The sequence below is a fragment of the Pseudomonas sp. Y3 TE3536 genome (assembly GCF_053629175.1).
This window is the reverse complement of record NZ_JBRJHU010000001.1, coordinates 3,398,767-3,412,389: the sequence shown is the minus strand read 5'-3', so window position 1 is coordinate 3,412,389 and position 13,623 is coordinate 3,398,767. Positions and strand designations below refer to the sequence as shown.

Sequence of the window (13,623 nt, the reverse complement as noted above, 5' to 3'; positions counted from 1 at the left end):
CCACCCCGCCACTACTTTTCTGCAACTGTGCCGATTTCGTCACCCACCCTGCAGAAAACCATCAAGAACCGATGCCCAGATCGGTCCACTCTATGCCCCACGCAAGCCGCCCAAGACCTAAAAGAGCGCGGCCCAAAAAGCCGCACCTCGTGACATCAGACCTGCCTATCCAAAACCTACAAAAAGGCGCACCCATGTCAGGCAAATTCAAAAAACAGCTCTCATTGCTCGACCTCACCTTCATCGGCCTAGGCGCCATTTTCGGCTCCGGCTGGCTGTTCGCCGCCAGCCACGTCTCGGCCATCGCTGGCCCCGCCGGTATTCTGTCCTGGTTCCTCGGCGGTTTCGCCGTGCTGTTGCTGGGCATCGTCTACTGCGAGCTCGGCGCCGCCCTGCCCCGCGCCGGTGGCGTGGTGCGCTACCCGGTGTACTCCCACGGCCCGCTGCTTGGCTACCTGATGGGCTTCATCACGCTGATCGCGTTTTCCAGCCTGATCGCCATCGAAGTGGTCGCGTCACGGCAATACGCCGCGGCCTGGTTCCCCGAGTTGACCAAGGCCGGGTCCAGTGACCCGAGCGTGCTCGGCTGGCTGGTGCAGTTCGCGCTGCTGGGGCTGTTCTTTCTGCTCAACTACCGTAGCGTCAAGACCTTCGCCAAAGCCAACAACCTGGTCAGCGTGTTCAAGTTCATCGTGCCGTTGCTGGTGATCGGCGTGCTGTTCACCTTCTTCAAACCGGCAAACTTCGAGGTCCAGGGCTTTGCGCCGTTCGGCCTGTCGGGTGTGGAAATGGCCGTCTCGGCGGGTGGCATCATCTTCGCTTACCTGGGGCTGACACCGATCATTTCGGTAGCCAGTGAAGTGAAGAACCCGCAGCGCACCATTCCCATCGCGCTGATCCTGTCGGTGCTGTTGTCCACCGCGATCTACGCCCTGCTGCAACTGGCCTTCCTCGGCAGCGTGCCAACCGAAATGCTGGCCAACGGCTGGGCCGGTGTGACCAAGGAACTCGCCCTGCCCTACCGCGACATCGCCCTTGCCTTGGGCGTGGGCTGGCTGGCCTACCTGGTGGTGGCCGACGCGGTCATCTCGCCAAGCGGTTGCGGCAACATCTACATGAACGCCACCCCGCGGGTGATCTATGGCTGGGCGCAGACCGGGACCTTTTTCAAAGTCTTCACCCGCATCGACGAGCAGTCCGGCATCCCCCGCCCGGCGCTGTGGCTGACCTTTGCCCTGTCGGTGTTCTGGACCCTGCCGTTCCCGTCCTGGGAAGCGCTGATCAACGTGGTCTCGGCGGCACTGGTACTGAGCTATGCCGTGGCCCCGGTCACCGTCGCCGCGCTGCGCCGCAACGCACCCGACATGCCGCGCCCGTTCCGCGTCAAGGGCATGAGCGTGCTCGGCCCGCTGTCGTTCATCATCGCCGCGCTGATCGTCTACTGGTCTGGCTGGAACACCGTGTCGTGGCTGTTGGCCCTGCAAATCGTGATGTTCGTGCTTTATCTGCTGTGCGCCCGCTTCGTGCCAACCCAGCACCTGTCCATCGGCCAGCAAGTGCGCTCGTCAGCCTGGCTGATCGGTTTCTACGCGGTGACCATCCTGCTGTCCTGGCTCGGCAGCTTCGGCGGCCTGGGCGTGATCGGCCACCCGTTCGACACCGTGGTCGTGGCCGCCTGTGCTCTGGGCATCTACTACTGGGGCGCCGCGACCGGCGTGCCGGCGCACCTGGTGCGCCTGGATGGCGAAGACGAGAGCGAAGCCACCGCCGACACACACCTGGGCCACCGCCCTGCCGCTGTCGCCTCCTGACCTCGGCCACCATTCAAGGGACCTGCCCATGAAACACATTCACGTCATCGACTCGCATACCGGCGGCGAACCGACCCGCCTGGTGATGAAAGGCTTCCCACCGCTCAATGGCCGCACCATGGCCGAACAGCGCGACGAACTGCGCGAACTGCACGACCCATGGCGCCGCGCCTGCCTGCTGGAGCCTCGCGGCAACGATGTGCTGGTCGGTGCGCTGTATTGCCCACCGGTCTCGGAAGACGCCACGTGTGGGGTGATTTTCTTCAACAACGCCGGCTACCTGAACATGTGCGGCCACGGCACCATCGGCCTGATCGCCTCGCTGCAGCACCTGGGGCTGATCGCGCCAGGCGTGCACAAGGTCGACACGCCGGTCGGCCAGGTGAGCGCCACCTTGCATGAAGACGGCGCGGTCACCGTAGGCAACGTGCCTGCCTACCGCTATCGCCAACAGGTGCCGGTCGAGGTACCGGGCCATGGCGTGGTGCACGGCGATATCGCCTGGGGCGGCAACTGGTTCTTCCTGGTGTCCGAGCATGGCCAGCGCGTCGAGCTGGACAACGTCGAAGCGCTCACCGACTACACCTGGGCGATGCTCAAGGCCCTGGAGGCCCAGGGCATCACCGGCGAAAACGGCGAGCCGATCGACCATGTCGAGCTGTTTGCCGACGACCCCGACGCCGACAGCCGCAACTTCGTCATGTGCCCCGGCAAGGCCTACGACCGCTCCCCTTGCGGCACGGGCACCAGCGCCAAGCTGGCCTGCCTGGCCGCCGACGGCAAGCTCGACGAGGGCCAGACCTGGGTCCAGGCGAGCATCACCGGCAGCCAGTTCCAGGGCCGCTACCAGCGCGAGGGCGAGCGCATTCGCCCGTTCATCACCGGCCGCGCCTACATGACCGCCGACAGCACCCTGCTGATCGACGAACAGGATCCTTTCGCCTGGGGCATCTGACCTGCCCAGGCCTTTTTATTCGCAACCCAGACTGAATACTGCAAGGAGTGACACCCATGAGCGACAACATCTTCACCGGCTGCATGCCTGCCCTGATGACCCCCTGCACCGCCGCGCGCAAACCGGACGTCGACGCCCTGGTACGCAAAGGCCGCGAGCTGATCGAAGCCGGCATGAGCGCCGTGGTGTACTGCGGCTCGATGGGCGACTGGCCGCTGCTGACCGAGGCCGAACGCCAGGAAGGCGTGGCGCGCCTGGTGGCTGCCGGCATCCCGACCATTGTCGGTACTGGCGCGGTGAATACCCGTGAAGCAGTTTCCCACGCGGCCCATGCCGCCGAAGTTGGCGCGGCCGGCCTGATGGTGATCCCGCGTGTACTGTCCCGCGGCGCTTCGTTGATCGCCCAGAAGCACCACTTCTCGGCCATCCTGGCCGCCGCGCCGAAACTGCCGGCAGTCATCTACAACAGCCCGTACTACGGCTTTGCCACCCGTGCCGACCTGTTCTTCGAACTGCGCCGCGAATACCCGAACCTGATCGGCTTCAAGGAATTTGGCGGTGGCGCCGACCTGCGCTACGCCGCCGAGCACATCACCTCCAAGGACGATGACGTGACCCTGATGGTCGGCGTCGACACCCAAGTGGTGCATGGCTTCGTCAACTGCAATGCCACCGGTGCCATCACCGGCATCGGCAACGCACTGCCCCGTGAAGTGCTGCAACTGGTGAGCCTGAGCAAGCAGGCTGCCAAAGGTGATGCCAAGGCCCGGCGCCTGGCCCGTGAACTGGAAGCGGCGCTGGCGGTGTTGTCCTCGTTCGATGAAGGCTGCGACCTGGTGCTGTATTACAAGCACCTGATGGTGCTCAACGGCGACCGCGAGTACAGCCTGCACTTCAACGAGACCGACGCCCTGACCGATGCCCAGCGCAACTACGCCGAACAGCAATACGCGCTGTTCCGCCAGTGGTACGCCAACTGGTCGGCCGAGCAAAACGTCGCCTGATCACTGTGGGCGTAACCGTGGGAGCGGGCTTGCCCCGCGAACACCGGCAAAGCCGGTGCCATGCACCGCGGCCCCTTCGCGGGGCAAGCCCGCTCCCACAATGCCGCTGGGGGATCTCCCACAGGGTATGCGCTACACCCTTGCACCTGAATCCGACTCCAAAGGAGGCTCTATGCCCCTGACAGGCAACCTGCTGATTGGCCAAACGCCGGTAACCGGCAGCCGCGACGCCATCCGCGCCATCGACCCGGCCACCGGCCAAGCGCTCGAACCCGCCTACCTCGGCGGCACCGGCGAACACGTGGCCCAGGCCTGCGCACTGGCCTGGGCGGCGTTCGATGAATACCGCGAGACCTCGCTCGAACAACGGGCACACTTTCTTGAAACCATCGCCGAACAGATCGAGGCCCTGGGCGATGCACTGATCGACCGCGCTGTCGCCGAGACGGGCCTGCCCAAGGCACGCATCCAAGGCGAACGCGGCCGCACCTGCACGCAACTGCGCACGTTCGCCCGTGTGGTACGTGCCGGAGAATGGCTGGACGTGCGGGTCGACAATGCCCTGCCCGAGCGCCAGCCCCTGCCGCGCCCCGACCTGCGCCAGCGCCAGGTGGCCCTGGGGCCGGTAGCGGTGTTTGGCGCCAGCAACTTCCCCCTGGCCTTCTCGGTGGCCGGCGGCGACACGGCTTCGGCACTGGCCGCGGGTTGCCCGGTGGTGGTCAAGGCCCACGGCGCCCACCCTGGCACCAGCGAGCTGGTGGGCCAGGCAGTGGCGCACGCCGTGAAGCACTGCGGCCTGCCTGAAGGCGTGTTTTCGTTGTTGTACGGCGCGGGCCGTGAAGTGGGCATCGCCCTGGTCAGCGACCCGCGCATCAAAGCCGTCGGTTTTACCGGCTCGCGCAGCGGCGGCATCGCCCTGTGCCACGCGGCGCAGGCCCGCCCAGAGCCTATCCCGGTGTACGCCGAGATGAGTTCGATCAACCCGGTGTTCCTGTTTGACGCCGCCCTGCAGCGTCGCGGCGAAGCACTGGCGCAAGGGTTCGTCGCTTCGCTGACCCAAGGCGCCGGGCAGTTCTGCACCAACCCTGGCCTGGTGATCGCCCGGCAAGGGCCGGCGCTGCAACGCTTCGTCGACGCTGCCAGCGAGCAGGTGCAACGTGCAGCCGCACAAACCATGCTCACCCCCGGTATTTTCAGCGCTTATGAAACGGGCGTTGGCGCATTGGCCGAGAACAACAACGCCCACGTCGCCGCCAGCGGTCAACCGGCGCATGGCCCTAACCAGTGCCAGGCCCAGTTGTTCGTGACCCAGGCCAGCGCGTTTCTGACCGACCCGGCGCTGCAAGCCGAGGTCTTCGGCGCTGCCTCACTGGTGGTGGCGTGCGACAGCGACGCGCAGGTGCGCCAGGTGGCCGAGCACCTGGAAGGCCAACTGACCGCGACGCTACAACTGGACGAGGCCGACATCGACAGTGCCCGCGCGCTGTTGCCGACCTTGGAACGCAAGGCCGGGCGCATCCTGGTCAACAGTTGGCCGACCGGGGTCGAGGTGTGCGATGCAATGGTCCATGGCGGGCCATTCCCGGCTACTTCCGATGCCCGCACCACGTCGGTGGGCACGGCGGCGATCCTGCGCTTCCTGCGCCCGGTGTGCTACCAGGACTTCCCAGACGGGCTGCTGCCAGAGGCCTTGCGCCACGGCAACCCGCTGCAACTGCGCCGGTCGCTCGACGGCAAGCGGGAAGGCTGAACCATGGTCGAGCCGCTCAACGCTGCTGAAACTGATATCGCTGTGGTCGGCGCCGGCATCGTCGGCGTCGCCTGTGCCCTGCAGTTGGCAAGGCAAGGCCGTCGGGTGCTGCTGATCGACCGCCAGCCACCTGGCCACGGCGCCTCGTTCGGCAACGCCGGGCACCTGGCCACCGAGCAGGTGTTCCCGATTGCCGACTTGTCGATTCTCAAGCGCCTGCCCAGCATGCTGATGGACCCGATGGGCCCGCTGCGCCTGGACTGGAAGTACCTGCCCAAGGCCATGCCCTGGTTCACCCGCTTGCTGCTCAACCTGCGGCCCGCGCCATTTCAGCGCAGCGTGGCTGGCATCCGTGCGCTGAACGAAGGCAGCCTGGCGGCCTGGCAGCGGTTGCTCGGCTCGATTGGGCGCAGCGACCTGTTCAAGGAAGCGGGGTCGTTGCTGGTGTTCGAACGCAACGAATCGCGCCAGGCACTGGCGGCCTTGCAGGCGCGCATGCAGCAGCAGGCAGTGCCGGCAGAGTACTGGTCGGCCGACAGCGTGCGGGCAACGGCGCCTCAGTTGAGCCGCTCGATCCTGGGCGGGCTGTTTTTCCCCCGTACCGGGCATTTCATCGACCCGTACCGCGTGGTCTGTGAGCTTTTCGAAGCGGCCAAGGCCAGTGGGGTTCGCTTCGTCCAGGCGCACGTCGACGGTGGGCACCTGCACGGCAGCGGCGTCAGCCTGGCCAGCGACCAAGGCACGTTCACTGCACGCCAGGTGCTGATCAGTTGCGGCGCGCATTCGGCCAAACTCACTGCGGCCCTTACCGGCAAGCGGGTGCCGCTGGACACCGAACGTGGCTACCACCTGATGTTGCCGGGTGAACATCAACGGCTGCCCTTTGCCGTCACCTCGCTGGAGCGCAAGTTCATCATGACGCCGATGGCCGACGGGTTACGGCTGGCCGGCACGGTGGAATTCGCCGGGCTCGATGCGCCGCCAAGCATGCAGCGGGCATGGCAGCTACATCGGCTGAGCAAGGGCTTGTTCCAGCAAGATCTCGATGCCGAAGGGGCAACGCCGTGGATGGGCTTCAGGCCATCGTTGCCGGATTCATTGCCGGTGATCGACCAGGTGTGCGAGGGACGGGTGATGCTTGCGTTCGGGCATCAGCACCTGGGGTTGACCCAGGCGGCGGTGACGGCCGAATGGGTGGGGCGGCTTGCCGACCAGGAAAGAGGGCTGCAGATGGAGGCCTATCGGTTGGATCGGTTTTGATCAGGGCCGGCCTCTTCGCGGGGCAAGCCCGCTCCCACAGGTACTCCGCTGGCCTTGAGGTTGGCGGTTACCTGTGGGAGCGGGCTTGCCCCGCGAAGAGGCCGGCCCAGGCTACTGAATAATCAGCAACTCAGCGATAACGCTCAAGCCAGTGCGCATAAGGCGCCGGCAAGGTCCACGACGCTTTATCCACCCCCAACTCCTTGGCCGCGAAGTACGCCCAGTGCGGGTCCGCCAGGTGCGCACGCCCTACCGACACCAGGTCGAGCTGATTGGCTTTCAGCGCGCCTTCAGCCAGCTGCGGCGTACCAAAGCCCCACGCCGACGTCACCGGCAGGCCGGCCTCGCGGCGTACGCGCTCGGCAATCGGCCCCATGAACGCCGGGCCCCACGGGATGTTCGTCTCAGGGATGGTGAAGCCGACGCTGACACTCAGCAGGTCCAGGCCACCGGCTTTGAACATCCGGGCCAACTCGATGGACTCGTCCAAGGTCTGCTCATCGCGACCGTCATATTCCAGCACACCAAAGCGGGCGGTCAGCGGCAGGTTCTCCGGCCACACCTCACGCACGGCTGCCAGGGTTTCCAGCAAGAAGCGGCTACGGTTCTCGAAGCTGCCACCGTAGGCGTCGGTACGCTGGTTGGAATGCTCGGAGAAGAAGCTTTGGCCCAGGTAACCGTGGGCAAAGTGCAGCTCGATCCACTCAAAGCCCGCCTCGTGCGCACGGCGGGCGGCATCGACGAAGTCCTGCTTGACCCGGGCAATGTCGTCCAAGGTCATTTCGCGCGGTACTTTCGGCAAATGAGCGCCGAAGGCGATGGCCGACGGGGCGATGGTCTGCCAGCCGCGGGCGTCGTCGGCGGCGATGTGGTCGTCCCCTTCCCACGGGCGGTTGGCGCTGGCCTTGCGCCCGGCATGGGCAATCTGGATGCCCGGCACTGAGCCTGCTGCTTTGATCGCCTGCACCATCGGCACGAACGCCTGGGCATGGGCGTCGCTCCAGATACCGGCGCAGCCGGGGGTGATGCGCCCTTCCGGCGCGACTGCAGTGGCTTCGACCACCACCAGGCCGGCACCACCCCGGGCCAAGCCGGCCAGGTGGACGTGGTGCCAATCATTGACCATGCCGTCCTCGGCCATGTACTGGCACATGGGCGGAATCGCGATGCGGTTGCGCAGGGTGACGTCTTTGAGGGTATAGGGTTCGAACAATGCGGACATGAGGGACTCCGGGTTCATCTGAATACGATAGTTCGATCATAATCGAACTATGGCAATAATTGAAAGGCCCGTTATCATGTCGACCATGCGAGCCTACAAACATCCCAACCCTGAAGACCTGATCCTCGAGCGCCTGCTTTACGCCTTGAGCGACCCCGTGCGCATGGAGATCGTGCGCCACTTGGCGGGCGTGGCGGAGGCCAGCTGCGGCGAGCTGGACGGCGGCCGGCCGAAGTCGAGCATGTCGCACCATTTTCGCGTGTTGCGCGATGCGGGGTTGGTACATACGCGTAATGTCGGCACGACCCACATGAACTCGTTGCGCAGCGAAATGCTCGACGAACGGTTCCCTGGGTTACTGGCGTGCATTCTGCGGCAGCAGTGATTGCTGTGCGGGCCTCTTCGCGGGCAAGCCCGCTCCTACAGGTACATCGCCAGACTTGAAGTTGGCGCAGATCCTGTGGGAGCGGGTTTACCCGCGAAGAGGCCCGCACTATCAGCATCAAGTCTGTTCCTTACGCAGTGCAAACCTGCACACCTGCCCTCCCCTCAGCATGCATTCTTCATGGCTGACCTCGGCGCCCCCCAACGCCCCGATCAGCGCCAGATCCAGCTCACACACCACGGGGTGCGCCTTGGCCAGGTGATGGAACACGCAATTGTGCGCCACGATCTGCGGCTCCCCGGCTGAGCGAAAGAACACCTCGGCCTCATACCCGGCCGTGTTCATGTGCTGAACGATGCGCGCTTCATCCACCACCTGCCGCTCCAGGTCTGCCGCCAGCTTGCGCCCCAACTGGCGCATCAGCACCTGCAAGGCGTCATGGCCGATGATGCCGGCCACTTCATCGATCAACAGATTGGCCAACAGCGGATACTGCCGCGGGAACAGCTCGCGGGCATGCTCGGTGAGCTGGTGCAGTTGCTCCGGGCGGCGCCCGGTAGGCCGGGTGGCACCGCGCATCACCAAGCCGTCACGCTCCAGTGCGGCCAGGTGCTGACGCACCGCGGTGCGGGTGATGGCCAGGGCCTGCGCCAGGTCGTCGATGCTCATGCCAGCCGGCTGATGCAGCAATGCATGGAGCAGGTCCTGTTGGGTACGGCCAAGCCCTTCGAGCATCAGAACTTGTCCGGGAACTGCTTGACCAGCGCCGCCGTCAAGGCGTCCGCCAGTGCCAGGATATGCTCGCGCATCATCCCCCAGGTGCGTGCCTCACCGGCATAGTCGCCAGCGGCAAGCTGGTCGATCTGCGCAATATGATGGCCGCCATGGGCGCCGAGCATCGTGATCAGGGTCTGCTCGGGCAGGTTGGGGTTGGCCTTGGCCAGGAACGCTGCAAGCGCCTTGGCGTTGCTGGTCAGTTCATCGACAGCGGCCTGCTGGCCTCTTTTTTCCTTGCCCACGGTGGCGTCACTGTAATGCTTGATGGCGCCCCAGTGGCCGGCAAGCAGTTTGAGCAACTGGTCGGCTGCCGTCTGGCCGTACAACGGCGCAATGCTGTTGGCGATGCGGGTGGCATCGGCGACCACTTCGTTGGCGGCGACTGCGGCTTGCTTGGCATTGCCGGCCTGGTTGGCCACGGCGTAGTTGCGGACCCAGAAAATGTGCTCGACCCACAGGTCGCGCAGGGCCAGGCGCGTGGTCAGTGCACCGGCTTGGGCGGGTTTGGCGGCGGGGGTAGCGGTTGAGTAACTCTGGCTCCATGCCGGCTGTGCGCACAGCGCTAGCAGCAGTAAGGCAGCAATCTTGAGGTTCATGACGGCACCCTCCTGGAGGGGATCGACTGACAAGATTAATTTAAGCATCAATATATGTTTTTATTGGCTCCCGCCAGGGTTTCCGATCAGCGGTTTTCGGTGCCGGCCCTTTCGCGGGTGAACCCGCCCCCACAGGTATTGTGCTTAAACCTGTGGGAGCGGGTTCACCCGCGAAGAGGCCGGTACAGGCAATAAAAAAGCCACGAGGTCACCCCCGTGGCTTTCGTTCACAACAGTGTCGCTTACAGCGCCATGTCGTTCTCAGGCTTGCTTTCAACCGCTTTGCCTGGCGCAGCACCGAAATCGACGCTGGCGTCGATCACGGGCGGCTTCTCCAACTGCAGCACTTCAGCGGTGTAGTTCCACTCTTTCTGCGTGGCGGCTGCCGAATCATTCAACTTGGTACCGTAGCTCGGCACGATCTCTTTGATCTTGGCTTGCCACTCAGGCGTCGCCACCTTCTCTTTGAACACGGTTTCGAGCACGTTCAGCATGATCGGCGCAGCAGTCGAAGCACCTGGCGAGGCACCCAGCAGGCCGGCAATGGTGCGGTCCTCGGAGGCCACGACTTCGGTGCCCAGCTTCAGCACGCCGCCTTTTTCGGCATCACGCTTGATGATCTGCACGCGCTGGCCGGCCTGCCACAGGCGCCAATCTTCTTTCTTGGCGTTCGGGAAGTAGGTGCGCAGGGCTTCGAAGCGGTCGTCGTCAGACAGCATCAGCTGGCCCGCGAGGTACTCCACCAGCGGGTACTGTTCGATACCAACCTTGGTCATCGGCCACACGTTGTGCAGCGTGGTGCTGCCCAGCAGGTCGAGGTACGAGCCGTTCTTCAGGAACTTGGTCGAGAAGGTCGCGAATGGCCCAAACAGGATTACGCGCTTGCCGTCCAGCACGCGGGTGTCCAGGTGCGGTACCGACATGGGTGGCGCGCCAGTCGAGGCGATGCCGTAGGCCTTGGCCATGTGCTGCATGGCAACGGTTGGGTTCTCGGTCACCAGGAACGAGCCGCCCACCGGGAAGCCGGCGTATTCCTTGGCCTCAGGGATGCCCGACTTCTGCAGCAGCTTCAGCGCGCCGCCGCCGGCACCGATGAACAGGAACTTGGCGTCGGTGGCCGATTCGGTACCGTCCTTCAGGTTCTTGTACTCGACGTGCCAGGAGCCGTCCTTGTTGCGGGTGATGTCCTGCACTTCGCTGGACAGTTTCAGGTCGAACTTGTCCTGGGTCTTCAGGTGGCCAACGAACTGGCGGGTGATCTCGCCGAAGTTGACGTCGGTACCGATCGGCGTCCAGGTCACGGCCAGCTTCTGGTTAGGGTCGCGGCCTTCCATCATCAGCGGGACCCACTTGGCGATCTGCGCGTGGTCTTCGGAATATTGCATCGGGCGGAACAGCGGGCTGGCCTGCAGCGCGTCATAACGCTTCTTGAGGAACTTGATGTTGTCATCGCCCCAGACCAAGCTCATGTGCGGGGTGCTGTTGATGAACGAATGCGGGTTCTTCAGCACGCCCTGACGCACCTGCCACGACCAGAACTGGCGGGAGATCTGGAAGGCTTCGTTGATTTCGATGGCCTTGGTGATGTTGACGTTGCCGTCTTTGTCTTCCGGGGTGTAGTTCAGCTCGGCCAGCGCGGAGTGGCCGGTACCGGCGTTGTTCCAGCCGTTGGAGCTTTCTTCGGCGACACCGTCCAGGCGTTCGACCATTTCCATCGACCAGCTCGGCTCCAGCTCGTGCAGCCAGACCGCCAGGGTGGAACTCATGATGCCGCCGCCGACCAGCAGCACGTCGACTTTCTTGGTTTCTACCGCGTGCGCTTGCATGACGCTCGCCGCGACAGCCAGACCCAGCAAGGTCTTGCCAGCTTTCTTGAACATTGATCAATCCCAATGGTTAGCACGTAAGGGAGGCCTAGGCGGGGCCTCGTGTCGTTCTGTCCTTCAGCGCGCGCTTGTTATTGATCATTGGAGTCAGCAGCCAAGAGAAACAGTGAACGCCCAGCCGATGGTCGAATTGACCCGCCATCGCTGAAACGTTTTTCCGATTGTATCTGAATTGCCAGCACAAACAAATTGAGGGGCTGCGCGTCAAGGCGACAGGTTGTCCCAGCCACGCGGGAATATTCGACAGCGATTGCAGTATTCTTCCGCCGCCCCTACTATTGCGATCATTTCTCATTCGCACCAGTACGCGCTCGCGCCGGATGCCGCCGTGGTTTCGATACCTGAGTTGAACACCTCGATCCATACCCTGTACCACAGCCATTCGCGCTGGTTGCTTGGCTTTTTGTACCGGCGCCTGGGCAGCCGTTGCGATGCTGCCGACCTGGTTCAGGACACGTTCCTGCGCATCCTCAACCGCCCGCGCCAATTCGACGGGGAGCGCGCTGAACGCTCCTACCTGGCCACCATCGCCCGTGGCCTGTGCGTGGACCACTGGCGGCGCCAGCGGCTGGAGCATGCCTGGCTGCAACAGCTGGCGTTGCAGCCCGAAGCCGTGCAGCCTTCCCCCGAGCAGCGAGCGATCATCGTCGAAACCCTGCACGAGGTGGACGCGATGCTGTTGCGCTTGCCCGGCAAGGTGCGCCAGGCGTTTTTGCTGGCACAACTCGATGGCCTGGCCTACCGCGACATCGCCGCGCACATTGGCGTCAGCGAACGCATGATCAAGAAGTACCTGGCGCAGGCCTTTTTGCACTGCGCCATCCTTGAAGCCGAACTCGACGGCGTGCTGGTGGAATGACGCCATGAGCACACCCACACAGAAACTCAGCCACGCCAGTTTGCAAGAAGCCGCGCACTGGTACGTGCAACTGCAGGACGAGGACGCCGGCCCGCAGGTGCACCACCAGTGGCAACACTGGCTCGACCAGCACGGCGACCACCGCGCAGCCTGGCACTACGTGCAACGTGTCGGCCAGCGCTTCGCGCCTTTGCAGGCCGAAGGCGCTGCCGCGGGCCGGGCCCTGCGCGAGCAAGACTCGCGCCGCTTCAGCCGGCGCACCGGGCTCAAGACGTTGCTGGTGCTCGGCGCCAGCTCGCTGCTCGGCTGGCAGGCCTGGCGGGGTGCGCCACTGCCGGGCTGGGGTGCCGACCTTGCCACCGGCATTGGTGAAACCCGGCAAACCCGCCTGGCCGACGGCAGCCAGCTGTGGCTGGGCGCCCAGAGTGCAGTGGACCTGGAGTTCTCTGCGCTGAGCCGCGTGCTCACGTTGCGTTTTGGCGAAATCCTGGTGGAAACCGCCGCCGACTCGCGCCGGCCATTTTTTGTCGACACCGCGCAAGGTCGCATGCAAGCCCTGGGTACCCGTTTTGCGGTGTGCCAGCAGGGCGAGACCACGCGGCTGGACGTGTACGCCGGTGCGGTCGAAGTGTGCACTGCGCAGCGGGCCAAGCGCCTTATTGTCCAGGCCGGGCAGCAGGTGGTCTTCACCGCCCAGGGCATCAGCGCGCCGCGCCCGGCGCAGAGCGCGGGCGAGTCGTGGATTCATCAGCGCCTGAATGCCGAGGACATGCCCCTGGCGCAGCTGTTGCAGACGCTGGGCCGCTATCGCCATGGCCACCTGGGCTGGCACCCGTCGGTGGCACAGCTGTCAGTGATGGGGGCTTTTCCGCTCAACGATACCGACCGCGCACTCGACCTGCTGCAGGCGGCGCTGCCGGTTCGTGTGCAAAGGCTGACGCCCTGGTGGGTGAGCGTCGAGCCGGCGTGAGGAGTGGGGCTGGTGGTTGCCGATAGGTTTGTAGCGCCATACCCCCCACAATCCTCATGCAAAAAAACCGCACCAACCGGTTCCCTTTTCCCAATCTCGTTCGGTTAACCCCTCACAACCTCCCTCAACTGACCGTATCGACCTCAGG

The 13,623-nt window shown here is 64.5% G+C and carries 12 protein-coding genes; 8 read left to right on the top strand and 4 right to left on the bottom strand.

The features are described from left to right. Positions 1-194: 194 nt before the first annotated feature. From AB7M33_RS15485 to AB7M33_RS15465, 5 genes are all read left to right on the top strand, one after another. The gene (locus AB7M33_RS15485; RefSeq protein ID WP_027594629.1) at positions 195-1,811 is read left to right on the top strand and encodes an APC family permease; all 1,617 of its coding nucleotides are present in this window, start codon (positions 195-197) and stop codon (positions 1,809-1,811) included. A gap of 28 nt (positions 1,812-1,839) precedes the next feature. Further along, positions 1,840-2,766, top strand: coding sequence for a 4-hydroxyproline epimerase (locus AB7M33_RS15480; RefSeq protein WP_454243076.1), 927 nt, complete (start codon positions 1,840-1,842; stop codon positions 2,764-2,766). A 56-nt stretch (positions 2,767-2,822) separates the two neighbouring features. Further along, positions 2,823-3,770: a dihydrodipicolinate synthase family protein gene (locus AB7M33_RS15475; protein ID WP_454243075.1), complete on the top strand. Its 948-nt coding sequence runs from the start codon at positions 2,823-2,825 to the stop codon at positions 3,768-3,770. A gap of 172 nt (positions 3,771-3,942) precedes the next feature. Then, positions 3,943-5,520 (top strand): aldehyde dehydrogenase (NADP(+)), encoded by a 1,578-nt coding sequence (locus AB7M33_RS15470; protein ID WP_454243074.1) that lies wholly within the window; start codon positions 3,943-3,945, stop codon positions 5,518-5,520. Between the two features lie 3 nt (positions 5,521-5,523). Next, positions 5,524-6,780, top strand: coding sequence for an NAD(P)/FAD-dependent oxidoreductase (locus tag AB7M33_RS15465; protein WP_454243073.1), 1,257 nt, complete (start codon positions 5,524-5,526; stop codon positions 6,778-6,780). Positions 6,781-6,910: 130 nt separating this feature from the next. Here the strand turns inward: AB7M33_RS15465 and xenA are convergent, their stop codons facing one another. Then, positions 6,911-8,002, bottom strand: coding sequence for a xenobiotic reductase XenA (gene xenA / locus AB7M33_RS15460; RefSeq protein WP_454243072.1), 1,092 nt, complete (start codon positions 8,000-8,002; stop codon positions 6,911-6,913). Between the two features lie 49 nt (positions 8,003-8,051). Here xenA and AB7M33_RS15455 point away from each other — a divergent pair, with 49 nt between their 5' ends. After that, positions 8,052-8,387, top strand: coding sequence for an ArsR/SmtB family transcription factor (locus tag AB7M33_RS15455; RefSeq protein ID WP_027594635.1), 336 nt, complete (start codon positions 8,052-8,054; stop codon positions 8,385-8,387). Between the two features lie 117 nt (positions 8,388-8,504). Here the strand turns inward: AB7M33_RS15455 and AB7M33_RS15450 are convergent, their stop codons facing one another. The 3 genes from AB7M33_RS15450 to mqo form a co-directional block, all read right to left on the bottom strand. Next, on the bottom strand, positions 8,505-9,122 hold the full coding sequence (locus AB7M33_RS15450; RefSeq protein ID WP_027594636.1) for a helix-turn-helix transcriptional regulator: 618 nt from the start codon (positions 9,120-9,122) through the stop codon (positions 8,505-8,507). Further along, complete coding sequence (locus tag AB7M33_RS15445) at positions 9,122-9,760, bottom strand: hypothetical protein (protein WP_454243071.1); 639 nt, start codon at positions 9,758-9,760, stop codon at positions 9,122-9,124. The genes AB7M33_RS15450 and AB7M33_RS15445 overlap by 1 nt, the downstream gene beginning before the upstream one ends. Before the next feature lie 242 nt (positions 9,761-10,002). Further along, a complete protein-coding gene (mqo, locus tag AB7M33_RS15440) occupies positions 10,003-11,640 on the bottom strand; it encodes a malate dehydrogenase (quinone) (protein ID WP_454243070.1) in 1,638 nt (545 codons plus the stop codon). A 334-nt stretch (positions 11,641-11,974) separates the two neighbouring features. Between mqo and AB7M33_RS15435 the strand changes: the two genes are divergently transcribed. Further along, entirely contained in the window at positions 11,975-12,505 is a 531-nt protein-coding gene (locus AB7M33_RS15435) for a sigma-70 family RNA polymerase sigma factor (protein ID WP_099430197.1), read from the top strand. 4 nt (positions 12,506-12,509) lie between these two features. Next, complete coding sequence (locus tag AB7M33_RS15430; protein ID WP_265969909.1) at positions 12,510-13,475, top strand: FecR domain-containing protein; 966 nt, start codon at positions 12,510-12,512, stop codon at positions 13,473-13,475. Positions 13,476-13,623 lie beyond the last annotated feature (148 nt).

Excerpts from the sequence above, each read along its gene's own strand:
- AB7M33_RS15485 (WP_027594629.1), top strand. The coding sequence starts at position 195 with ATGTCAGGCAAATTCAAAAAACAGCTCTCATTGCTCGACCTCACCTTC.
- AB7M33_RS15480 (WP_454243076.1), top strand. The coding sequence starts at position 1,840 with ATGAAACACATTCACGTCATCGACTCGCATACCGGCGGCGAACCGACC.
- AB7M33_RS15475 (WP_454243075.1), top strand. The coding sequence starts at position 2,823 with ATGAGCGACAACATCTTCACCGGCTGCATGCCTGCCCTGATGACCCCC.
- AB7M33_RS15470 (WP_454243074.1), top strand. The coding sequence starts at position 3,943 with ATGCCCCTGACAGGCAACCTGCTGATTGGCCAAACGCCGGTAACCGGC.
- AB7M33_RS15465 (WP_454243073.1), top strand. The coding sequence starts at position 5,524 with ATGGTCGAGCCGCTCAACGCTGCTGAAACTGATATCGCTGTGGTCGGC.
- xenA (WP_454243072.1), bottom strand. The coding sequence starts at position 8,002 with ATGTCCGCATTGTTCGAACCCTATACCCTCAAAGACGTCACCCTGCGC.
- AB7M33_RS15455 (WP_027594635.1), top strand. The coding sequence starts at position 8,052 with ATGGCAATAATTGAAAGGCCCGTTATCATGTCGACCATGCGAGCCTAC.
- AB7M33_RS15450 (WP_027594636.1), bottom strand. The coding sequence starts at position 9,122 with ATGCTCGAAGGGCTTGGCCGTACCCAACAGGACCTGCTCCATGCATTG.
- AB7M33_RS15445 (WP_454243071.1), bottom strand. The coding sequence starts at position 9,760 with ATGAACCTCAAGATTGCTGCCTTACTGCTGCTAGCGCTGTGCGCACAG.
- mqo (WP_454243070.1), bottom strand. The coding sequence starts at position 11,640 with ATGTTCAAGAAAGCTGGCAAGACCTTGCTGGGTCTGGCTGTCGCGGCG.
- AB7M33_RS15430 (WP_265969909.1), top strand. The coding sequence starts at position 12,510 with ATGAGCACACCCACACAGAAACTCAGCCACGCCAGTTTGCAAGAAGCC.